This is a genomic window from uncultured Sneathiella sp. (assembly GCF_963973085.1).
Classification (GTDB): Bacteria; Pseudomonadota; Alphaproteobacteria; order Sneathiellales; family Sneathiellaceae; genus Sneathiella.
The window spans coordinates 149267-172283 of sequence record NZ_CAXAXA010000006.1; the positions used below are offsets into that span (position 1 = coordinate 149267).

General features: G+C 55.9%; 21 protein-coding genes. 16 read left to right on the forward strand and 5 right to left on the reverse strand.

Annotated elements, in window-relative coordinates; all coding sequences use genetic code 11:
- Position 1 precedes the first annotated feature (1 nt).
- The 5 genes from cysS to rpsD all read left to right on the forward strand — a co-directional run bounded on the left by cysS (position 2) and on the right by rpsD (position 5438).
- On the forward strand, positions 2-1459 hold the full coding sequence (gene cysS / locus AACZ19_RS15045; RefSeq protein WP_339635298.1) for a cysteine--tRNA ligase: 1458 nt from the start codon (positions 2-4) through the stop codon (positions 1457-1459).
- A complete protein-coding gene (gene cimA / locus AACZ19_RS15050) occupies positions 1459-3066 on the forward strand; it encodes a citramalate synthase (protein ID WP_339635299.1) in 1608 nt (535 codons plus the stop codon). Before cysS ends, cimA begins: the two co-directional genes overlap by 1 nt.
- Positions 3056-3835, forward strand: coding sequence for an RNA methyltransferase (locus AACZ19_RS15055; RefSeq protein WP_339635300.1), 780 nt, complete (start codon positions 3056-3058; stop codon positions 3833-3835). The genes cimA and AACZ19_RS15055 overlap by 11 nt, the downstream gene beginning before the upstream one ends.
- The gene (locus AACZ19_RS15060; protein WP_339635301.1) at positions 3816-4733 is read left to right on the forward strand and encodes an alpha/beta hydrolase; all 918 of its coding nucleotides are present in this window, start codon (positions 3816-3818) and stop codon (positions 4731-4733) included. The genes AACZ19_RS15055 and AACZ19_RS15060 overlap by 20 nt, the downstream gene beginning before the upstream one ends.
- An 87-nt stretch (positions 4734-4820) precedes the next feature.
- A complete protein-coding gene (gene rpsD, locus AACZ19_RS15065; RefSeq protein ID WP_339635302.1) occupies positions 4821-5438 on the forward strand; it encodes a 30S ribosomal protein S4 in 618 nt (205 codons plus the stop codon).
- A 68-nt stretch (positions 5439-5506) separates the two neighbouring features.
- On the opposite strand, the gene AACZ19_RS15070 is transcribed toward rpsD, so the two are convergent.
- Complete coding sequence (locus AACZ19_RS15070; RefSeq protein WP_339635303.1) at positions 5507-5788, reverse strand: DUF202 domain-containing protein; 282 nt, start codon at positions 5786-5788, stop codon at positions 5507-5509.
- A 92-nt stretch (positions 5789-5880) separates the two neighbouring features.
- On the opposite strand from AACZ19_RS15070, the gene AACZ19_RS15075 reads away from it, so the two are divergent.
- On the forward strand, positions 5881-6300 hold the full coding sequence (locus AACZ19_RS15075; protein ID WP_339635304.1) for a cupin domain-containing protein: 420 nt from the start codon (positions 5881-5883) through the stop codon (positions 6298-6300).
- 24 nt (positions 6301-6324) lie between these two features.
- Here the strand turns inward: AACZ19_RS15075 and AACZ19_RS15080 are convergent, their stop codons facing one another.
- From AACZ19_RS15080 to purM, 3 genes are all read right to left on the reverse strand, one after another.
- Entirely contained in the window at positions 6325-7476 is a 1152-nt protein-coding gene (locus tag AACZ19_RS15080; RefSeq protein ID WP_339635305.1) for an ABC transporter substrate-binding protein, read from the reverse strand.
- Between the two features lie 73 nt (positions 7477-7549).
- Positions 7550-8203, reverse strand: coding sequence for a phosphoribosylglycinamide formyltransferase (purN, locus tag AACZ19_RS15085; protein WP_339635306.1), 654 nt, complete (start codon positions 8201-8203; stop codon positions 7550-7552).
- Positions 8191-9273 (reverse strand): phosphoribosylformylglycinamidine cyclo-ligase, encoded by a 1083-nt coding sequence (gene purM / locus AACZ19_RS15090; protein ID WP_339635307.1) that lies wholly within the window; start codon positions 9271-9273, stop codon positions 8191-8193. The genes purN and purM overlap by 13 nt, the downstream gene beginning before the upstream one ends.
- 66 nt (positions 9274-9339) lie before the next feature.
- Between purM and AACZ19_RS15095 the strand changes: the two genes are divergently transcribed.
- From AACZ19_RS15095 to AACZ19_RS15130, 8 genes are all read left to right on the forward strand, one after another.
- Positions 9340-10485 carry a DUF2066 domain-containing protein gene (locus AACZ19_RS15095; RefSeq protein ID WP_339635308.1) on the forward strand — a complete coding sequence of 382 codons (1146 nt, stop codon included), beginning with the start codon at positions 9340-9342 and terminating at the stop codon, positions 10483-10485.
- 50 nt (positions 10486-10535) lie between these two features.
- Positions 10536-11063, forward strand: a complete 528-nt coding sequence (locus tag AACZ19_RS15100) for a CDP-alcohol phosphatidyltransferase family protein (protein ID WP_339635309.1) — start codon at positions 10536-10538, stop codon at positions 11061-11063.
- Between the two features lie 18 nt (positions 11064-11081).
- Complete coding sequence (locus AACZ19_RS15105) at positions 11082-12161, forward strand: AI-2E family transporter (RefSeq protein ID WP_339635310.1); 1080 nt, start codon at positions 11082-11084, stop codon at positions 12159-12161.
- Between the two features lie 8 nt (positions 12162-12169).
- A complete protein-coding gene (locus tag AACZ19_RS15110; RefSeq protein WP_339635311.1) occupies positions 12170-12844 on the forward strand; it encodes a DnaA/Hda family protein in 675 nt (224 codons plus the stop codon).
- A gap of 3 nt (positions 12845-12847) precedes the next feature.
- On the forward strand, positions 12848-13627 hold the full coding sequence (locus tag AACZ19_RS15115) for an SDR family oxidoreductase (RefSeq protein ID WP_339635312.1): 780 nt from the start codon (positions 12848-12850) through the stop codon (positions 13625-13627).
- Positions 13628-13654: 27 nt separating this feature from the next.
- On the forward strand, positions 13655-14083 hold the full coding sequence (locus tag AACZ19_RS15120; protein WP_339635313.1) for a DUF2147 domain-containing protein: 429 nt from the start codon (positions 13655-13657) through the stop codon (positions 14081-14083).
- 125 nt (positions 14084-14208) lie between these two features.
- On the forward strand, positions 14209-16368 hold the full coding sequence (locus AACZ19_RS15125) for an RNA degradosome polyphosphate kinase (protein WP_339635314.1): 2160 nt from the start codon (positions 14209-14211) through the stop codon (positions 16366-16368).
- A 36-nt stretch (positions 16369-16404) separates the two neighbouring features.
- On the forward strand, positions 16405-17925 hold the full coding sequence (locus AACZ19_RS15130; protein ID WP_339635315.1) for a Ppx/GppA family phosphatase: 1521 nt from the start codon (positions 16405-16407) through the stop codon (positions 17923-17925).
- Here AACZ19_RS15130 and rnd read toward each other — a convergent pair.
- On the reverse strand, positions 17906-19054 hold the full coding sequence (gene rnd, locus AACZ19_RS15135) for a ribonuclease D (protein WP_339635316.1): 1149 nt from the start codon (positions 19052-19054) through the stop codon (positions 17906-17908). The genes AACZ19_RS15130 and rnd overlap by 20 nt on opposite strands.
- 201 nt (positions 19055-19255) lie before the next feature.
- Here rnd and aspS point away from each other — a divergent pair, with 201 nt between their 5' ends.
- Positions 19256-21040, forward strand: a complete 1785-nt coding sequence (aspS, locus tag AACZ19_RS15140) for an aspartate--tRNA ligase (protein ID WP_339635317.1) — start codon at positions 19256-19258, stop codon at positions 21038-21040.
- Positions 21041-21173: 133 nt separating this feature from the next.
- Positions 21174-22856 (forward strand): EAL domain-containing protein, encoded by a 1683-nt coding sequence (locus AACZ19_RS15145; RefSeq protein WP_339635318.1) that lies wholly within the window; start codon positions 21174-21176, stop codon positions 22854-22856.
- Positions 22857-23017 lie beyond the last annotated feature (161 nt).

The window sequence follows — 23017 nt, forward strand, 5'->3', positions numbered from 1 at the left end:
CGTGACCCTGCATCTCTACAATACCGCCCACCGCAAGAAGGAAGAGTTTGTGCCCATGGAACCGGGCAAGGTCGGGATGTATGTCTGCGGGCCGACGGTCTATGACCGCGCCCATATCGGCAATGCACGCCCGGTCGTGATTTTCGATGTGCTGGCGCGGCTGCTATGCCACCTCGGCTACGAAGTAACCTATGTGCGCAATATTACCGATGTGGATGACAAGATCATCGAGGCAGCAAAGGCGAATGGGGAAAGTATTGAGGAACTTACCCAACGCACGACCGCAGCATTCCATGAAGATATGGATGAGCTAAATGCCTTGAAAGCAAATAAAGAACCGAGCGCAATAGAGCTTGGTAATGGTAGTTTCAAGATGATTGAGCCGCGCGCGACCGAGCATATTGACGGCATGATCAAGATGATCGACAAGCTGATCGAGAAGAGCCATGCCTATTACAAGGACGACCATGTGCTGTTTGATGTCACCAGCATGGGCGACGACTATGGCAAGCTGTCGGGCCGTAGTCGAGAAGAAATGATTGAGGGTGCTCGCGTAGAGATTGCACCTCATAAAAATGATCCCGCCGATTTCGTTCTCTGGAAACCCTCAACGGGTGACATGCCGGGATGGGACAGCCGCTGGGGACGCGGGCGGCCGGGCTGGCATATCGAATGCTCGGTCATGAGCGAGGCGACGCTCGGCATCACCTTCGATATCCATGGCGGCGGCCGTGACCTGATCTTCCCGCATCACGAAAACGAGGTCGCGCAAAGCTGCTGCGCCCATGACGGCGCGCCCTTCGCCCGCTACTGGGTGCATAACGGTTTTCTAATGGTTGATGGCAAGAAAATGTCGAAATCACTTGGCAATTTTCGCACCGTGCAGGATGTTCTAGAGGATGCCCCGGGGGAGGCGGTTCGTCTCTATATGCTGAAGACCCCTTATCGGAAGCCTTTGAACTGGACTGACTATGGATTAGATCAAGCTAAAACTGAAATGAGTAAACTGTATATTGTTCTCAAAGATTTTGATGAAGTCAAAACTGGACCGCTTGAGCCAAACTCCGAAGTTGTTTCGGCACTATCAGATGATCTCGATACTCATGCCGCATTTATTACGATACAGAATTTAGCCAAGCAGTTACGGCGAGAAAAAAATATAGCGGAGCAATCTCGACTAAAAGGCCAACTAATCGCAAGTGGTCAGCTTATGGGACTATTGGAGAAAACGTGGCAAGAGTATTTTCAAGGCGTTGGGATAGCAAAAATTCAATTCACAGCCGAAGCCGTTGGCGCGAGCACTATCACTGAAGACGGAATTAACTTGCTGATCGCGGAGCGTAATGAGGCAAAGAAACAAAAGAATTTTGCGAGAGCGGATGAAATCCGCGATCAACTTAAGTCGCATGGCGTCTTGTTGGAAGACGGACCGGGCGGCACCACATGGAAGAGAGTTTAATGGCACGCGAGAGACTTTATCTATTCGACACAACGCTGCGCGACGGGGCGCAGACGCAGGGCGTGGATTTCAGTGTCGAGGATAAAACGACGATTGCGAAGGCGCTGGACGATCTCGGGATCGACTATGTCGAGGGCGGCTGGCCCGGCGCCAATCCCGGCGATACGGCCTTTTTCGCCAATCCGCCCGAGTTGCAGCACGCAACCTTTACCGCCTTCGGCATGACCCGTCGGCCGGGGCGCAGTGTTTCCAACGATCCGGGTCTCAGCGCCATTCTCGACGCCAAGACACCCGCCGTCTGCATCGTCGGCAAGAGCTGGGATTTCCATGTCGATGTCGCCCTCGGCATCACCCTGGAAGAAAATCTGGAGCTGATCGCCGACAGCATTGCGGAGATTGTCCGGCAGGGACGGGAGGCGATGTATGACGCGGAGCATTTCTTTGATGGCTACAAGTCCAACCCGGAATTTGCGCTTGCCTGCCTTAAGGCGGCCTATGGCGCGGGCGCCCGCTGGATGGTGCTGTGCGATACCAATGGTGGCACGCTGCCCGATGAGGTGGAGCGCATCGTCACCGAGGTGATAGAGCATATCCCCGGCAGCCATCTCGGCATTCATACCCATAACGATACAGAAAATGCCGTCGCCAACACGCTGATGGCGGTAAAGGCTGGCGTGCGGCAGGTGCAGGGCACCCTCAATGGCCTGGGCGAGCGGTGCGGCAATGCCAATATCATCTCCCTCATCCCGTCGCTGATGCTGAAGGAGCCGTTTAAATCCACGGTCGATACCGGCATCACGGAGGAAGGGCTGAAGAATGTCACCGCCATTTCCCGGCTGCTCGATGATATCCTCAACCGTTCCCCGAACCGGCATCAGGCCTATGTCGGCTCCGCCGCCTTCGCTCATAAAGGGGGCTTGCATGTCTCGGCGGTCGAGAAGGACCCGAAAACCTACGAACATGTGGCGCCGGAGCTGGTCGGCAACAAGCGGCACCTGCTGGTCTCGGATCAGGCGGGCCGGTCGAACATCCTCGCCCAGTTGCGTGATTTCGGCCTCGATATCGACCCCAAGGACCCGAAGGTCGACCGGATGCTGGAAGAGGTGAAGGACCGGGAGTTCGAGGGCTTTTCCTATGACGGCGCGCTGGCGAGTTTCGAGCTGATGGCCCGCCGCCGCCTCGGGCAGGTGCCGAAATATTTCGATGTCGAGAGCTTCCGCGTATCTGTCGAGCGGCGGCATAACGCCAGGGGCGAACTGCTTACCGTCTCCGATGCGGTGGTCAAGCTGATCATCGACGGGGAGCGATATATGTCGGTGGGTGAGGGGAACGGCCCGGTCAATGCGCTGGACAGTGCGCTGCGCAAGGATCTAGGTAAATTCTCCGATTATATCGACGATTTGCGCCTCGTGGACTTCAAGGTGCGTATCCTCACCTCCGGCACCGAAGCGGTGACCCGCGTCCTGATCGAGAGCACGGACAAGACCAACAAGCGCTGGTTCACGGTCGGCGTGTCGCCCAATATCGTCGATGCGTCTTTTGCCGCGCTGATCGACAGTATCACCTACAAGCTTTATCGCGCAGGCGCTCCGGCGGGTGGAAAGTAGCCTGCCCATGACGGACGCCGCCATGCCCGCCATTATTCTGGTCGAACCGCAGATGGGCGAGAATATCGGCGCGGCGGCGCGAGCGATGCTGAATTTCGGCCTCACCGACCTCCGCCTTGTCGCGCCCCGCGATGGCTGGCCCAACGAGCGCGCCGTCGCCATGGCCTCGCGAGCGGATATCGTGCTGGAGAATACCCGCGTCTATGCGACCACCGGTGACGCCATTGCCGATCTGCAGCATGTCTATGCAACCACGGCCCGGCCGCGCGACGTGATCAAGAAGGTCGCTACGCCCCGCGCCGCGGCGGCGGAGCTTCGCGGACATACGGCCGCCGGAACCGCGACCGGTATCCTGTTCGGCAAGGAAAGCGTCGGCCTCTCGAAGGAGGATGTGACCCTCGCCGATACGATTATCTCGGTGCCGCTCAATCCCGATTTCTCCTCCATCAACCTCGCGCAGGCGGTTTTGCTCGTCGGCTATGAATGGTTTCAGGCGGGGGATGAGACGCCGCCCGTCCGCATCAATAACGCGGAACGCCCGGCCAACAAGGCGGAGCTCGCGCATCTGTTTGCGCGGATCGAGCAGGAGTTGGACGCGCGCGGGTATTTTGATCCGATCCTGCAGCGAAAGCAGGTCATCCTGCAGAATATGCGCAATATGTTCCAGCGGCTCGGCCTGATGGAATCCGATGTGCGCGCCTTTCAGGGCATCATCAAGGGCCTGACCATGAAGGTAAAGGAAAACAGGGATGACGGCGATAAACCATGACCGGGCAGAACTCGGCGACATCACGCTGCATTTTGCGGAATGCGGGGCGGAGAATGATGAGCTGGTGCTTATGCTGCATGGGTTTCCGGAATTCTGGTACTGCTGGAAAGATCAACTGCCTGCGATAGGGGAGAAATACCACGCGGTCGCACCGGACATGCGCGGCTACAACCTCTCCGACAAGCCCGACGGCATCAAGGCTTATGGCATCAGGCATCTGATCGGTGACGTTATCGGTCTCGCGGATTACTTCAAGGCGGAAAAATTCTATCTGGTGGCTCATGACTGGGGCGCGGCCATTGCCTGGGCCGTCGCCATTGCCAACCCGGACCGGGTGAAGGGCCTCGTCATCTTCAACGGACCGCATCCCTATATCTTCTCCGAGCTGCTCCGCCATAACGACAAGCAGATCGCCCATAGCCAGTATATCGCCCGCTTTCAGATTCCGGGTATCGAGACGAAACTGCTTGCGGAGGATTGCAAACAGCTCTGGGACTGGACCTTCCGCGACCTGATCCCGACCAGCGAGATGACGGAGGCGGATGAATTCGCCTACAAGACCGCGTGGGCGCAGCGCGGCGCTATGACGGCCATGCTGAATTATTATCGCGCCTCGCCGCTGGTTCCGGCGACGGAGCAGACAAAGGGTAAGAGCTTTGGACTTGACCCCGATGCCTTCCGGGTTCATGTGCCGACCCTGATTGTCTGGGGCGAGGGGGATAAGATGCTGGTTCCGGAAAATATCGACGGACTGGAGGATTTTGTCGATGATCTCACCATCGTCCGGCTGCCCGGCATCACCCACTGGGTCACACATGAGGCGCCGGAACGCGCGTCCTTTGAGATAATCAGCTTCCTTGACGGGCTTAACGGCAAAAAAGCGCCGGAAAAGGATTGACAAGCCGGGCGCGAAACCTATTATGCGCGGCTTGTGCAAGCCTCGTCGGCATGCCTTTTTCCTGAAACCAAAAACTGGATCAAGTAAATGAGCAAACGCATTCAAGCGAAATACAAAATTGACCGCCGCATGGGTGAAAACCTCTGGGGCCGCCCGAAGAGCCCGGTTAACCGCCGCGAATACGGACCGGGCCAGCATGGCCAGGGTCGCCGCGGAAAAATCTCCGACTTCGGCATCCATCTCCGCGCCAAGCAGAAACTCAAAGGCTATTACGGCAGCATCACCGAGAAGGGCTTCCGTCGCCTGTATGAAGAAGCCGTCCGCCTGAAAGGCGATACATCGGAAAACCTCATCGGCCTGCTGGAACGGCGTCTTGACGCGGTTGTCTACCGCATGAAGTTCGTGCCCACCGTCTTCGCCGCGCGCCAGTTCGTGAACCACGGCCATGTCATGGTCAATGGTACGAAGGTGAATATCGCTTCCTACCAGGTGAAACCGGGCGACGTTATCGAAGTTCGCCAGAAATCCAAGCAGATGGCCCTCGTTCTGGAAGCGGCCGACAGCCCGGAGCGCGACATCCCGGAATATATCGAAGTCGATCACAAGGCGATGAAGGGCACCTTCAACGCGATCCCGAAACTCTCTGACGTGCCCTATCCGGTCGTCATGGAGCCGAACCTGATCGTCGAGTTCTACTCACGCTAAGCAGATACAATTCAGAAAAGCCGGAGCGCGTCACCGCCTCCGGCTTTTTTTATGCCTGAATTTTGCGGCTACAATCCACCGTCGCGTTTTTCCTCATTGATGGATTTTTTCACGCGGGCATAGTCGTCAAGCCCGACCAACAGGCAAATGAGCGCCAGCGGCAGAAGGCCCCATCCCACCACCGTGAGCCATTGATCCTCGACCAGCTTGATCAGCGCGAGCGAGGAGGCGACAAGCGCAATGACGGTTTTGATATAGGCCATCAGCGTACGCCGGTTGGCAAGTTCCGTGCGATGCACCGCGAGTTTGAACGTATCGACATTGCGTCGCTCGTTCTGCGTGATTTCCATTTGCTCTGACATCTCAGTATGATAGTAAAATAAATTTCCCCCAGAAGCATAGCAAAATCCACTGCTATGTAAAATTGAAAGAGGTTTGATCAATGGTTATCCGCGCTCTTCTATCTGTACTTGTTTTCACCTGTGTAACCGGCTTTGCCCAAGCTGAGGAGCCCTATACAGAAGTTGAAAAGCTCCTGGATAGCTCGACGACAGTTCTCGGTCAGCCGTTTCAATATCCAAATACGGGCACGGCCAGCGTCACCGCCGTTATCGTCACCATGCAACCCGGAGAGAAAACAGCCAAACACCTGCATGAAGTGCCTCTTTTCGGTTATATGCTGGAAGGGGAATTGACTGTTTCCTATGATGGCCATGGTAAAAAGATCTATAAAACAGGCGATTCACTGATAGAGGCAATCAATGTCTGGCATGTCGGCGAGAACACGGGAACAACACCCGTGCGCATCCTCGCCGTCTTCATGGGCGCCGATGGTGCGAAAAATACCGTAGTCGACAAATAGAAGGACGGTTACGGCCGGAACAGGTCAGGGTGCAGGAACAGAATCGGGCGTGATTTCACGGACAAATACTTCCTTTCCATCCTCCACCTTGAACAGAGCCACGGACTTGACCGGGATACGACTGCCATTCTTATAGGAAATCGTGCCTGTCAGGCCTTGATAGTCCTGTAACGTGGATAACGCTTCCCGAATCGCTTCAGCGTCAAGCGAGCCCGCTTTCTCGGTTGCCTCTGCCATAAGCATGACAGCATCATATGCTAACGCCGAGAAGGCGCTTGGTTCCTGATCCGGGTATTTGCTGGCATAGGCTTTGCGAAAGGCAATCATCTGTGAATTCGTATTGCTGGCACTTACATCGGCATGGGTGGTGAAGAAGGCATTGTCTTCCGTCGGAAGTTTTCCCCAGTTTTCATCAATATCAAACCCGTCACCGCTGGCGATGGGTCCCGTGTAGCCCGTTCCGCGTATCGCCGTAATTCCGGGGATCACGTCATCAGGTGAGGCGGCAAAGTAGATAAGGTCGGCATCGGGGAGCCCGGCAGCCACATCGTTCAGGCTATCTGCCGTATAGCCTTGACTTAAAACGACATCGCCGCCCTTTTCCTTGAAAACCTCTTCAAAATATTTCCGGATCAGCTTGGTGTAGGTCATGTCGGATTTATAAAGAACTGCAACGGTCTTGGCTTTCAGCTCCGAAATCGCCCATTCGGCGGCCACAGCTGCCTGTACATTATCTCCATAACAGGCAAGAAACAGATATTCCGGCACATCCGTTGGTAGCAAGGGGGACGTTGCGCCCGACGTAATAAAAACCCGTTTGTTCCCGGCGGCAACGCGCGCCGCCGCCAGGGCTGTATCCGTCCCCGTCAAGCCAATAATCACCGGCATATTTTCTGTTGCCTCGATCAGCTCCTGCGTTTTCTCCGAGATGACGTCAGGATTGGTTTCACCATCAACAAGAACAAGATTGACCTCTCTGCCCAGAATACCGCCGCGCTCGTTCAGTGCCTCAACCGCAAGTGCCGCCCCTTCCGACGAGGGAACGCCGAGCGAACTTAAACCGCCCGTCAGATTGTAAATTGCGCCGATATTCACGGTCTCGTTCTTATCGTCACACGCGGCGAGAACAAGTAATATGGCCATGAGGGCGTAATGTGCAAAAGATCTGAGTTTCATAACCATCCCTCATCCATATTTTGGTTGAAATTTTAAGGTTGTTTAGAAAGCAATTAATACAAGCATTTCAGAATTATTCAACCTTCGGATTTAATAGAGAGAGCGTTTGTTCATGGGCGCGCTCGATCATAGCACGGGGACCGTGAATTTTCACCCGTCCTTCCGCCACCAGACGGAGGGCGAGGGGATAGATCTGATGCTCCTGCTCCAGGATGCGCGCCGCGAGTTCTTCGGGCGTGTCCGTTTCAAGAATGGGAACTGCGGCCTGCGCGATAATCGGGCCGTTATCCATTTCCGGGCGGACGAAATGCACGGTGCAGCCGGTGAAACGCGCCCCGGATTCGATCGCCCGTTCATGCACATGCAGCCCCTTGAAGGCGGGCAGCAGGGACGGGTGGATATTGAGAATGCGATCCCGCCAGCGATTGACAAACTCCTCCGTCAGCAGCCGCATGAAACCGGCAAGACAGATAAGATCGATATTCAGCTCTTCGAGATAACCGGTGATCTCCGCCTCAAATTCCTCCCGGGTCTCATAGTCGCGATGGTCGATGGTGCGGGTCGGAATGCTGTTTTCGGCCGCAAACTTAAGGCCCGCCGCCTCAAGATTGTTGGAGAGTACGCAGGAAATTTCCGCCGGAAAGTCCGCCGTCTGGCAGGCCCGCACGAGCGATTGCATGTTCGTCCCGCGCGACGAAATAAAGACGGCGACTTTCAGCTTTGCCACGTTTCGTCCAACTCAGAAATAACCACCTGCTCGTCACCTTCTTCACGCGCAGCCAATTCACCAAGGGAATACACCGTCTCACCGGCGGCCTGAAGCATCGCCGTTGCCGCCGCCACATTCCTGGCATCGACCACGACAACCATGCCGAGACCGCAGTTGAAGGTCGTCGCGAGTTCGCGCGGCGCAATATTGCCTGTTTCCGCCAACCATTTGAAGAGCGGCGGCAGGGGCCAGGCTTTGGCATTGATTTCGGCTTTCAGGTTTTTCGGCAGAACCCGCGGGATATTTTCGAACAGCCCGCCTCCGGTAATGTGCGAAAGTGCGAGGATATGCCCGGCGCGGATCGCCTCAAGGCAGCTTTTCACGTAAATTCGTGTCGGCGCGATCAGGGCATCGCCCAGGGTGCGAGACGAATCGAATGGCGCCGGAGCGGCATAATCGAGATTGAAATCCGCGACAAGCTTTCGCACCAGAGAGAAACCGTTTGAATGCAGACCGGAAGAGGCAAGGCCGAGCAGGACATCGCCGGCCTTCAGCGTATCGGCCTTCAGCAGTTGATCCCGTTCCACAGCACCTACGGTAAATCCGGCAAGATCATAATCGCCCTTGGCATACATGCCCGGCATTTCCGCCGTTTCCCCGCCAATGAGTGCGCAGCCCGCCTGTTTGCAGCCGTCCGCGATCCCTGCAACGATATCCCGCGCCGCCGCGACATCAAGGCCGCCGGTCGCAAAATAATCGAGGAAAAACAACGGCTCAGCGCCCTGAACCACAAGGTCATTGACGCACATGGCCACCAGATCAATGCCGACCGTGTCATGACGGTTCATATCGATGGCGATTTTCAGCTTGGTGCCGACGCCGTCGGTGGCGGAGACGAGCAGGGGATCCTTGAACCCGGCAGCTTTTGGATCGAAGATAGCGCCAAACCCGCCCAGATCCGCGTCTGCGCCGGGCCTCCGGGTAGCGGCGGCGAGGGGTTTGATGGCCTCGACCAGTGAGTTTCCGGCCACAATATCAACGCCCGCCTCTTTATAGCTGTAACTTTTTTTGGAGCTATCGGTCTTCATAAGTTATGCTGCACCCGAGTTTATGACTATGATCGGGCCAACATACTTTTTTTCCAGTGGTTTGCAATGACGGATACACAACCAAAACCAATCTTTTCGCGCCTTGCTGCCGCAGTTGTACTGGTGATCGCTTTCGCCGGAATAATATCGTCAGCAGGGGCCGCAGATAATTTCTATGTGGTGCGCGATATTGCGGTGGATGAAACTGCCGCTTCGGCGTCAGCAGCGCGTACAATTGCCGTCAGAAAAGGGCAGGAACGGGCGGTAAACGCGCTTTTCCGCCGTCTGGTACCAATGCCATACCACAGCAGTCTGCCGGCGCTGGACGACTCCATGATCACGCCGCTGGTGGCGTCGTTCCAGGTGGCGAATGAACGGACGTCGGCAAAACGCTATCTCGCCGACCTGACGTTCGAGTTCAAGCGCGACGACATTCGCAAACTGCTGCGCAACAATATGCTGCCGTTCAGCGAATCTGTTGCCGATCCGGTGCTGATTCTGCCGGTCTATCAGTTGGAGGATCGCGCCTACCTTTGGGAGTATCCTAATCCTTGGCGCACAGTCTGGGTCGATATTGTCGATTACGGCCTGCGCCCGCAGGAACCGGACAGCTTACGCGATGACTGGGCACAGCCGTTGATCCAGCCGGTACTTGTCCCGTCGGGCGACCTTACGGATATCAAGGCGATCAATGTCTCGGAGGCGCTTAACCTCAATCCCGCGGCTCTTGGTGCCATTCAGGAAATATACGGAGCCGCTGCGGTGGAGGTGATCACAGCCCGCTCCCGCACCAATGCGAACGGAACCCTGCTTCTTGATGTGACCCGGAACCGGCTTGATCAGGAGACCCCGCCTGTTGTCCAGACCTACCGGGGAAGCGAGGACATGGAAGCCCTGATGCAAAGTGTGATTTTCGATATCCTCGCGCGGATGCAGGAAGACTGGAAGCGCCAGAATGTCCTGGATTTCAGCGTCGAGAACACGCTGGCCGTGACAACGGATATTTCCAGTCTCGCGAACTGGCTCACCATTCAGGAAAAGGTACAGGGCCTCTCTGCCGTCAGCAAGACCGAGATTAAGGACCTCTCCGTTCAAAAGGCGTTCTGGCATGTGACCTTCGTTGGCAGTATGGAACGGTTGACAGCCGCTCTGGCCCAGCGGAACCTTACGCTCGCGGATCAGGGTGGTTACTGGACGCTCAATCCGAAGTAATTGCTGTAATATATTGATTTATATTAATTTATCAGAGTTTGGAAAGCGCGTTGAATATCCCCAACAGTATCACGTTGATCCGGATGATAATGGTGCCGGTGATTGTCTGGCTGATCCTTGCGGAGCAAATGTTCGCGGCGTTCATCGTCTTTGCGCTGGCTGGAATCTCGGACGCGCTGGACGGGCTGATTGCCAAACAGTTCGACCTTGTTACGCCGCTTGGCACCTATCTCGATCCGCTGGCAGACAAACTGCTTCTGGTGTCGATCTATATCACGCTCGGTATCCAGGAAGTTTTGCCAAGCTGGCTTGTCATACTGGTGGTCAGCCGGGATGTGCTGATTGTCGGCGCCATTATCCTGACATCCCTGTTGGGGCTGAGTGTCACCATTGTCCCGTCAAAGCTCAGCAAGCTCAATACCTTCTGCCAGATTGCGCTCGCCGCCCTTGTGCTCGGCGACATAGGGTTTGACGTCGGCTTTACCGAGGGAATCGAGTTGTTTGTCTTTATTGTTGCCGGTACTACTGTCCTGTCAGGACTTACTTATATCCTGCAATGGGCGCGGCAGAATTCCTGAAAGGAACAGAAGTAACCGATGACGTTGAAACAACAATTGAAATTCTGGGTAATTGCGCTTGTCGCCTTTGTCCTGTTCCTGGTCCTGCTCAGTAATATCCTGCTGCCTTTCGTGCTTGGCATGGGGGTTGCCTATTTCCTCGATCCCGTGGCCGACCGGCTGGAAGAGAAGGGGATGAGCCGCACGGCAGCGACCGCGCTGATCATCGGCATGTTTCTGATTCTGGTGAATATTGCCCTCATCCTGATCGTCCCGATCTTGATCGAACAGGTCCTCGGCTTCATGGACAATGTGCCGGAATATTACGAGAATATCCGCAACTTCCTGTTACCCATTATTGACCGGTTTGTTGACCTTCCTGCCTGGCGCCAGAATGAGGAGTTCAATGACACCGTCGGGCAGTATATCGGCGAAATGGCCAAGAAGCTGGCATCATTTTCGGAAAATATCGTTGGCGGCGGGCTTGCCTTCGTCAATCTGATCACCTTGCTGGTCATTTCCCCGGTGGTCGCCTTCTACCTGCTCAGGGATTGGGACCATATCGTCGAGCGGATCGACGGCTGGCTGCCCAAGAAACATGCGAAACAGATCCGCATGCTGGCGAAACGGATAGATGATGTGCTGGCCGGGTTTGTCCGCGGACAATCCCTGGTCTGCCTGATTCTCGCTGCCTATTACGGGCTGGCGCTGATGTTCACCGGGCTGGAGTTCGGCTTCCTGATCGGCATTATCACCGGGCTCATCTCCTTCATTCCGTTCGTCGGCGCGATCATCGGCTTCATTGCCTCGGTCGGGGTGGCGCTGATCCAGTTCTGGCCCGACTACATCATGATCGGCGCGGTTGTCGGTATCTTTATCGTCGGTCAGATACTGGAAGGCTATGTGCTGGTGCCCAATCTGGTCGGGGGCAAGGTCGGGCTGCATCCGGTGTGGGTCATGTTCGGATTGCTGGCGGGCGGCAGCCTGTTCGGCTTTGTCGGTGTCCTGCTTGCCGTGCCGATGGCCGCGGTTATCGGCGTACTCAGCCGCTTCGCGATCGACCAGTATCTGCAAAGCCCGCTTTATGGTGACCATCCGCCGAATCAAAGCGATAGTTGAGAAGTCTCATGCAACCCTCTCAAATACCAATGAATTTTTCCTTTCGCGCCGTAACGGGCCGGGAAGATTTTCTGGTCACCGAGGCGAATGAGGAGGCCGTAGCCTGGATTGACAAATGGCCGGACTGGCCGACGCGGGCGCTGCTTCTGGTCGGCCCACATGGCTGCGGCAAGTCTCATCTTGCACAGGTCTGGCAAACTATGAGCGGCGCAAAGGCCCTCAGCGCCGATGAACTTGTACTACTGGATATCGAGGACATCAGCAGCCATGCCGCAAATCCCCTCGTTATCGAGGATGTAGGGCCGGGGCTCAAGCAAGAAGCCTTGCTGCATCTTTATAACCTGCTGCAGGAGCGCGGCGGCAGCCTCTTGCTTACCTCCCTGACGCCGCCTGGCAGTTGGAACCTGTCTCTACGTGATCTTCAATCGCGCCTCGGAACCATTCCCGTCGCCCGCATTGCCGAACCTGACGACGCGCTTTTTTCGGCGCTGGTGATCAAACTTTTTTCCGACAGGCAACTTGCCGTCACACCGGAAGTCATTCACTATATCGTCCGGCGGCTGGAGCGTTCCTTCGCCGAGGCGCGGCGGTTCGTCACGCTCCTCGACAATAGCGCGCTCGCCAAAAAAAGAAAAATAACAGTCTCGCTCCTGCGTGACGTTTTCAGGGAAGAACAGGAATAGAACATGGATCTCGGATTATCAGGAAAATGGGCAATTGTCTGCGCCTCCAGCAAGGGACTTGGTCGCGGCTGCGCCGAAGCACTGGCGGCGGAGGGGGTCAATCTCGTCATCACTGCCCGCACCAAAAGCACATTAGAGGAAACCGCGAGCTATATCCGCGACCAGAACCCGGTCGAGGTGATTGCTGTTGCCGGAGACATCACGACGCCGGAAGGACGGGCAGAAGTCCTCGAAGCCTGTTCGGCGCCGGATATACTGGTGAACAATGCCGGCGGGCCACCGCCCGGTGATTACCACGACTGGACGCTGGAGGACTGGAACAAGGCCCTCAATGCCAATATGCTGACCCCGATCGAGCTGATCAAGGCCACTGTGGACGGTATGCGGAAGCGGAAATTCGGTCGCGTCGTCAATATCACCTCCAGTGCGGTCAAGGCGCCGATTGACATCCTCGGCCTTTCCAATGGCGCCCGGGCGGGCCTGACGGGCTTTGTCGCCGGGATTGCCCGCAAGACCGTTATCGACAATGTCACGATAAACGCCCTGCTGCCCGGCCCCTTTGATACGGACCGTCTGCGCGGGAATTTCGCCGCCGTCTCCAAATCGAGTGGCAAATCGATCGAGGAAATCCGCAAAGAACGGGCGGCAAGCAATCCCGCCGGACGTTTCGGCACCGCCGAGGAATTCGGCGCGGCCTGCGCGTTCCTTTGCAGCGACAAGGCCGGTTTCATTACCGGTCAGAATATCCTGTTGGATGGCGGCGCCTTTCCGGGTACATTGTAGGGACACGAAATCAACCGGAGACTATTGATGCGACGTTCCATACTCTTTTTTGGACTGGCAATGGCGCTGCTGTTTTCGTCTGCGGCTTCCGCCAAGGATGTGACCGGCGTCTGGTCGACGGTGGACGGAGAAAGTCACGTAAAAATAGAGCCTTGCGGGGAAAAGATCTGTGGCAAGATCATCTGGCTGAAAGAGCCGCTGACCGAAAAGAAGATCGCCAAGACGGACATCAAGAATGAGAATGTCAGCCTGCGCGGCCAACCGATCAACGGACTTCAAATCCTCAAAGGGTTTGTTCCCGAGGACAAAAACGAATGGGACGACGGCACAATCTATAACCCGAAAGATGGCAAGACCTATTCCTCCACCCTGACCCTGACCAAGCCGGACGAGCTCGAAGTGGACGGATGCGTGATGATATTCTGCAAGACACAGGTCTGGACGCGGGTGGAATAATCACCGCCGTTCAGCATTGGCTAAGATTTCAGGGGTATAATTGTGACAGCCTTTGTCATAATTCGATGATGCAGGCCCTATATATTATCGGAAAAGGTGAGGATTCGGGTTAGGGCAGGATGTAAATGTCGACAAAAATCAAGAACACGGACAAAGAGGTAGAAGAAAACAAGCTGAGCCTTCTGGAGAGCCCGGAACGCTTCATCAACCGCGAGCTGTCTTGGCTGTCCTTCAATTGGCGGGTCCTTGAGGAGTCCGCGAATACCGCTCATCCTTTGTTCGAACGGCTGCGCTTCCTGTCGATTTCAGCCGCCAACCTCGATGAATTCTACATGGTGCGCGTGGCGGGCCTATGGGGCCAGATCAAGGCAAATATCAAGACCGTCAGTGATGATGGCCTGACCCCGACACAACAGCTGGAGCAGGTCGACCACAAGGCCGGCCTCCTGATCGGCGAGCAGAATCAGCAATGGATCCGCCTCACGCAGGAGCTGCGTCACAGGGGGGTCAATGTTCTGACGCCAAAGGAACTGACCAAGCAGGAGCATCTCTGGCTGGAGGACTATTTCAAACGACAGATTTACCCGGTCCTGACGCCGATGGCGCTCGATCCGGCGCATCCGTTCCCCTTTATCCAGAACCTCGGTTTCGGCATGTTCCTGGAACTGGTGCGAAAGGAGTCCGAGCGCAATCTGAAAGCCTTGCTGCTCCTGCCGCAGGCGCTGGATCGCTTTGTTCGCCTGCCGGGGCCGAAAATCCGCTTCATCAGCCTTGAAAATATCGTGATGCTGTTCCTGCATCATCTCTTTCCCGGCTACAAGGCGGCCGGCAAGGGCATGTTCCGAGTTGTCCGTGATAGCGATATCGAAGTGGAGGAAGAGGCGGAAGATCTCGTCCGGCTGTTTGAAACGGCGCTGAAACGCCGCCGCCGGGGCAGCGTTATCCGCCTCAAGGTGGATAAGGAAATGCCCGACTCCTTTATCGAATATCTCAGTGCTGAACTGGCTCTTGACGGCCGAGCCATCATCGTCGTGGACGGCCTGCTGGGGCTTTCCGACACGTCACAGCTCATCACCGCCGACCGGCCCGATCTCTGTTTCAAGCCGTATACGCCGCGTTATCCCGAGCGGGTGCGCGATACCGGCGGCGATATTTTCTCGGCGATCAGCAACAAGGATTTTATCGTCCATCACCCCTATGAGAGCTTCGATGTCGTGGTCCAGTTTCTGCGCCAGGCGGCAGCCGATCCAAATGTGGTGGCGATCAAGCATACACTCTACCGGACCTCGACCAACTCCCCGGTTGTCAGCGCCCTGATCGAGGCGGCGGAGGCGGGGAAATCCGTGACGGCGCTGATCGAGTTGAAAGCCCGCTTTGACGAGGCGGCGAATATCAAATGGGCCCGCGACCTGGAACGGGCAGGGGCGCAGGTGATCTACGGCTTTATCGATTTGAAAACCCACGCCAAAGTCTCGGTTGTCGTCCGGCGGGAGGGCACAAACCTGAAGACATACATGCATTTCGGGACAGGAAACTATCATCCGGTCAACGCAACGATCTATTCCGATCTTTCGATGTTCACCACCGATACGGAGCTGGCGTCGGATGTCGCGCTGATGTTCAACTATGTCACTGGTTACGCCAAGCCGAAGGGCCTTCAGAAACTGGTCCTTTCTCCCTATAGCCTGCGCAACTCCCTGATCGAGATGATCGAGGAGGAGATCGAGTTTGCCAAGGCCGGGAAACCGGCGGCTATCTGGGCAAAGCTCAACTCCCTTGTCGATCCAAACATTATCGATGCACTCTATCGTGCGAGCAACGCCGGGGTCGATATCCGGCTGGTGATCCGCGGTATTTGCTGCCTCCGGCCCGGCATCAAGGGCATGTCGGAGAATATCCAGGTCACCAGCATCGTCGGCCGCTTTCTGGAGCATTCGCGCATAGTCTGCTTCGGGGCAGGGAACAAGATGCCCTCGGACGATGCCAAGGTGTTTATTTCCTCCGCCGACTGGATGCAGCGCAGCTTCGACCGGCGAGTGGAGACCCTGGTTCCCGTCACCAACGAAACCATCCAACGTCAGGTACTCGACCAGATTATGGTGGTCTGCCTGAAAGATACACAGCAAAGCTGGAAACTGCTGGAAAACGGGGAATATGAGCGTATATCGGGCGACGGCAAACCTTTCTCGGCGCATAATTATTTCATGACCAACCCGTCTTTGTCTGGACGCGGCAAGGCTTTACTTGTAAAGGAACCTGTACCCAAACTTGTTCCACCAAGTTAAGAGAGAACCTTGTTAAGTCACAGGTGCTGAGAAAGAATGGAAGATCGGGATAGAGAGCTGGACCCTGTCGTCAAGGTGTCCGACAAGTCTACTGCCGTCATCGATATTGGGTCAAACTCAGTCCGGCTGGTTGTCTTTGACGGACCGCAGCGGGTACCGCTTCCCAAGTTCAATGAAAAAGTTTTGTGTGGTCTGGGCAGGGAGCTCGGCACGACGGGGCTGCTGGGCGAGAAGGCCATGGCCGACGCCCTTGCGGCCCTTAAGCGCTATGCCGCGCTCGTCCATCACATGGGAATCGAGCGGGTCATGGTCGCGGCCACCGCCGCCGTGCGTGAGGCCGACAACGGATCGGAATTCGTCTCCGAGATCGAGCAGCAATGCGACCTCAATGTCCAGGTGTTGAGCGGCCGTCAGGAGGCCCGCTATTCTGGCCTTGGCGTGCTTTCGGGCATTCCCCATGCCAATGGCCTTGCCGGGGACTTGGGCGGTGGTAGTCTGGAACTTGTGGAAATATCGGATTTTCGCATTCATGAAACGGCGACGCTCCCCTTGGGCGCCCTGCGTCTCTCATACATGAATATGCCGGAGAAAAAGCTCCGCAAGTTTATCAACAAGAAATTTGCCAAGGCCGATTGGCTCGACGCCCTGGACGCAAAAGATTTCTATGCCGTTGGCGGCGCCTGGCGTGTCCTCGCTAAATACCACATCATCAAGACGAACCATCCGCTCACCATCATCCACAACTATCGCCTGAGCGCGGAGGAAATGACGGCCCTCCTCAACGAGATTCTCGCCATGACGCCAGAGGAACTTTATAACGCCAACGGAATTCCGAAATCCCGCGCAAATACAATGCATACCGCCGCCATCATCATGCAGGAATTGATGGAGAAGGTGACCCCGGCCAACATTATCTTCTCCGGCAATGGCTTGCGCGAGGGGATGCTTTTTTCCGAGCTCAAGAAATCCGTCCGAAAGCGGGATCCGCTGCTGGATGCCTGCCGCGACATGGCCGCGAGCGAGGGCCGTTTCGCCGAGCATGGCGAGGAAATCTTTGACTGGCTGGAGGATCTGCTGCGCCCGGTCGACCGCAAGAGCAAGCGGCTGACCCTGGCGGCGGCGACGCTCTCTGATATTGCCTGGTGGGCAAACTCGGATTACCGCGCGGCGCAGGCATTCCGACGGATTTTCCGCGCGCCCTTCAACGGCATCGGCCATCGCGGCCGGGCCATGGTCGCGCTTTCGGTCTATGCCCGCTATAAAGGTGATTTTTCCGGGCCCGCGCCGGATGACAGCCTGCGCCTGCTCAATGAACAGGAAGCAAAAAATGCGCTCGTCATTGGCCTTGCTCTTCGCCTTTCACATACCTTGAGCGGCGGAACGATCGGTATTTTGTCACAGACACGGCTTGAGGTGTCCTCGACGACGATTATCCTGAAAATCCCGACATCACTGTCGCCGCTGGTCGGGCATCATGTGGTAAACCAGTTGGAAAATCTGGCGGCAGAACTGGATCTTGAGTCAGGGATCGAGGTGGTTACAGGGAAATTATCCTGATCTTCCCGTTTTCGGAAGAGAGGGCAATTTCCCCGTTTTTCAGCTTCAGTGCATCTTCCCCGAAGACCCGACGGCGCCAGCCTTTGAGCACCGGTATATCCGCGTCGTCTTCGGCGGCGATCCTTTCCAGGTCGGCCATGTTGCAGACCAGCTTCTGGGCGACCTCGTTCTCTTCACATCTCAGTTTAAGAAGAACCCGCAAAAGCTCCATTAGGGGGCCAATTCCCTTTGGCGGAGGTGATTTTTTCGCCTGCGTTGGTCGTTGTTCCGGCGGCAGATTGACCCCGGCCTCGACCGCCGCCAGCAATCCGCGGCCCATATGGCCGTCGGCGAACTTCTGGCCGATTCCGCGAACATGGGAAAGCGCCTCCGGGCTTTTCGGCGGATTGGAGGATATCTCCAGCAACGCCTCATCCCGAAGGACCCGGTTGCGCGGAATATCTTGGCGGTGGGCCTGCTCTTCCCGCCAGGCGGCGACAGCTTGCAGGATACCGAGGAACTTTGAATTGTTGTTGCGGGCCTTGATGCGCTGCCATGCCTCCATCGGCGGAATGAAATAGGTTTCCGGCGCGCGCAGGATTTCCATCTCCGACGCCACCCACTCCTCGCGGCCGCGTTCCTTCAGCTTGTTCGCAAGGAATTTATAAACATCCCGAAGATGGGTCACATCGGCCTCGGCATAGGTGAGCTGCCGCTCGGAAAGGGGACGGCGCGACCAGTCGGTAAAGCGGGAGGATTTATCGATCCCTTTGCCGGTAATCTTGGCAACCAGCGTATCATAACCCACGGATTCGCCGAAGCCGCAGACCATCGCGGCGACCTGCGTATCGAAAATCGGTTTCGGCACTTCGCCGTTCAGGTGATGAAAAATCTCGAGATCCTGCCGGCCCGCATGAAAGACCTTCAGCACATTCTCATCCTGCAGCAGATCGAAAAGAGGTTGGAGATCAATCCCCTCCGCCATCGGGTCAATAATCGCCGACTCATCGTCCGTTGCCACCTGTACCAGGCAAAGGATGGGCCAAAAAGTACTCTCGCGGAGGAATTCGGTATCGATGGTCATATAGGGGTATTTCGCGAACCGGGCGGCCAATTCCTGGAGCGCGGTTGTCGTTGTTATTATCTGCATTAACTTCCAGTGCCCTTTCCAAACAAAACCACGTCCGGAGGCACCCAAACGTTACTTGTTACGTTGCTAAGCTCATTTGATCGCAGAATAGACCATATTTCTCGATAAAGGAAGGTTGGCGAGGCGCGAAAAACCATGTAAGACAGGCGCTCATTATCCATTTTGGCCGTTTTCGGGCCCCTGAGATTTAAGAGAGTATCGATGCATAGCTACCGAACCCATACTTGCGCGGAACTGCGCGAGAGTGATGTTGGCAAAACCGTCCGCCTGTCGGGCTGGGTTCATCGCAAGCGCGACCATGGCAATCTGCTGTTCGTGGACCTGCGCGATCACTACGGCATTACCCAATGCGTGATCGAGCATGATGTTCCGAATTTTGAGAAGGTGGAAAGCCTGCGTTCGGAGAGTGTCATCACCATTACCGGGAAGGTTGTCGCCCGGAGCGCGGAGACCATCAACCCGAACCTGCCAACCGGAGCGGTTGAGGTGGATATCGAGGAATTCGAGCTGCAATCCGCGGCAGAAGAACTCCCCATGCCGGTCTTTGGCGAGCAGGAGTATCCGGAAGAAATCCGCCTGCGCCATCGCTATCTCGACCTCCGGCGGGAGCGGCTGCACCAGAATATCGTGCTCCGTTCCGAAATTATCTCGGCGTTGCGCGACCAGATGCGCGGACAAGGGTTCCAGGAATTCCAGACCCCGATCCTGACGGCCTCTTCGCCCGAAGGCGCCCGCGACTTTCTCGTACCGAGCCGTCTGCATCCGGGGCAATTTTACGCCCTGCCGCAGGCGCCACAGCAGTTCAAGCAGCTGATCATGATGTCTGGCTTCGACCGCTATTTCCAGATCGCCCCCTGTTTCCGCGACGAGGATGCCCGCGCCGACCGTAGTCCGGGTGAGTTCTACCAGCTCGATATCGAGATGGCGTTCGTGACGCAGGAAGATGTTTTCGCGGCCGTTGAGCCTGTGCTGACCAATGTGTTCCAGCAGTTCGCGGGGGATCGCAAGGTCGTCACCCCGTTCGAGCGCATTCCCTTTGACGAGGCGATGCTGAAATACGGCACGGACAAGCCGGATTTGCGCAACCCCATCATTATCAGCGATGCGACGGAGCCCTTTACCGGGTCCGGCTTCGGGCTGTTCGCGAAAAATATCGAGAAAGGCTCTGTCGTCCGCGCCATTCCAGCGCCGGGCGCTGCCGACCGTCCGCGCAGCTTCTATGACAAGATGAATGACTGGGCACGGAAGGAAGGCGCCGGGGGCCTTGGTTATATCATCTTCAAGGATGGCGAGGCCAAGGGCCCGATTGCCAAAAACCTTGATGAGGAACGCATTGCCAAGATCCGCGAGATTACCGGCGTGGGCGAGGGGGATGCCGTCTTCTTCGCCTGCGACAAGGCCGCGGGCGCGGCGGATATCGCCGGCAAGGCGCGGGTGCGCATCGGCGAAGAGCTGGATGTCTCGGAGAAAAATGTCTTCCGCTTCTGCTGGGTCATTGATTTTCCGATGTTCGAATATGACGAAACCGAGAAGAAAATCGATTTTAGCCATAACCCCTTCTCCATGCCGCAGGGTGGACTCGAGGCGCTTGAAACCATGGACCCGCTCGATATCAAGGGATATCAGTATGATATCGTCTGCAACGGTATCGAGCTGTCGTCGGGAGCGATCCGGAACCATCGCCCGGATATTATGATGAAGGCCTTCGAGATTGCCGGATATGAGGCGCAGGTTGTTGAAGACCGTTTCGGTGGCATGCTGAACGCTTTCCGCTACGGCGCGCCGCCGCATGGGGGCATTGCCCCAGGGGTTGACCGCATCGTCATGCTGCTGGCGGATGAACCGAATATCCGCGAAGTCATCCTCTTCCCGATGAACCAGCAGGCACAGGACCTGATGATGCAGGCCCCGGCAGAAGTACCGCCGAAAAACCTGCGGGAGTTGCATATCCGGACCGTCTTGCCGAAGCCAAAAACCGAGGAATAGGCGATCTTAACCATCATTTTATGAAAAAACCCGCCAAAACGCGGGTTTTTTTATTCCCTTTTTTTTACCATTTTTCAGATTTGTTAATAAATGACGGCGTAACCTGAGGCGGTATTAACCAAAAGGCTTCAAGGTGACACAAGACAACAAGCTAGACACATTGCGCACAGAGAAAGAACGCTTCGTCGCGTTTTCCTTCGCTGCCGCGGATTTGCTCATCGAGCTGGACGAAAAAGGCGTGGTCGTTTTCGCCTCAGGTGCGGCAAAGGGAATTACGGGTTATGAGATGGCGGACCTCAAAGGCGTCGCCTTTTCCGATGTCGTGGCCCAGCAGGATAAGGCCGTCGTTGCGAATATTCTCGAAACCATGAAGGTTGGGGACCGCATCACACCGGTGTCCGCGAAAATGGAAAAAACCAAGGTGGCGGCCATTCTCGGCGCCTGCAAGCTTCCCAAACATAACGACCATATTTATCTCGCGCTCAATGTCTCCAGTGTCGCCGCGGCCCGCTCCAACGCGGAATATCGCGACAGCGACACCGGTCTTCTTGATCGCAAGGATTTCCTGAAACTGGCAGACAAACATCTGGCGGCCAACGCCGAATCCGGCCAGAAAGCCGAGCTGACGCTGCTGCATCTGAATGGCATGGCGACGCTTCAGGAGCATCTGGATGAAGAGAGAATGTCGCTCTTTCTTGACAGGATTGGCGTTCTGCTCCGCCGTTACTCCTTGGGGGGTGATTCCGCGGGCCGTCTCTACGACGACAAATATGGCGTCATGCACAGTAGTTCGATGGACGAGAAAAACCTGGAAGATCAGATCACGACGCTTACCCACGAGGCCGATCCGAAAGCGAACCTGACGGTACAGCGCAATACAATTGATCTGGTGAAAGGGCAGCTTTCCACCGGCGATGCAACGCAGGCACTGATGTATGTCATCAACCGCTTCGTCGAGAGCGATACCAAGGATTTCAATATCAAGACGCTGGCCGAAGGCATGGACAATCGTCTTGAGACCACAATGAATCGCATGCTGGCGCTCAAGTCGGTCTTCCAGAATTACAAGTTCAAGCTGGTGTATCAGCCAATTGTCCGAATTTCCGACAAGGAAGTTCACCATTACGAGGTCCTGTCCCGATTCAAGGATGGGGAAAGCCCCTATGAAACGGTCACCTTCGCCGAGGAAACGGGAATTATTCAGGATCTCGATCTTGGCGTTGCGCAGAAAACGAAGAATAAACTGTTGGAATACCAGAAGCGCGGCGATGTCCTGCCGCGGCTTGCCTTCAATATTTCGGGCTATTCACTCGAATCTGACAGCTTTATCGACAATCTGCTCGCTCTCTATCAGGACAATGAAGAAATTCGCACAAATATCGGTCTGGAAGTTACCGAAACCAGCCGGATCAAGGATCTGGATCGGGCTGAAAACGTGATCCAGACACTGCGCTCAAGCGGCATGGAAATCGCCCTTGATGATATGGGCTCCGGTTCCGCTTCCTTCCAGTATATCCGCGCCATGACCGTCGATTACATCAAGATCGACGGTACCTATATCAAGGAAGTGCTGACGAACAAGCGCGACGCGGCTATTCTCAAGGCACTCTCCCGCCTTTGTCAGGAGCTTGACATCGGGACCATCGCCGAAATGGTGGAAACCAAGGAACAGCTTCACGTCCTCAATGTCCTCGGGGTCAATTACGGGCAGGGATGGTACTTCGGCAAGCCGCAACCGGATATCGAGACCAAACGGAAATCGCGGTCCATCTCGAAAAACCTGAAGCGCAAGGGCTTCGCCACAAGCTGGGCCTGACATAAAAAAGAGCATGTTTCCGGAAACATGCTCTTTTCTTTGAGGTAAGACTAACAGGTAAGCAATCTTGGAGAACTGAAACCCTGCACTCTCTAACTTTACTCAACGTAAATTTACGTTCTACGCTACTGGATACGCTACTCTTTTACTCTACTGATTAC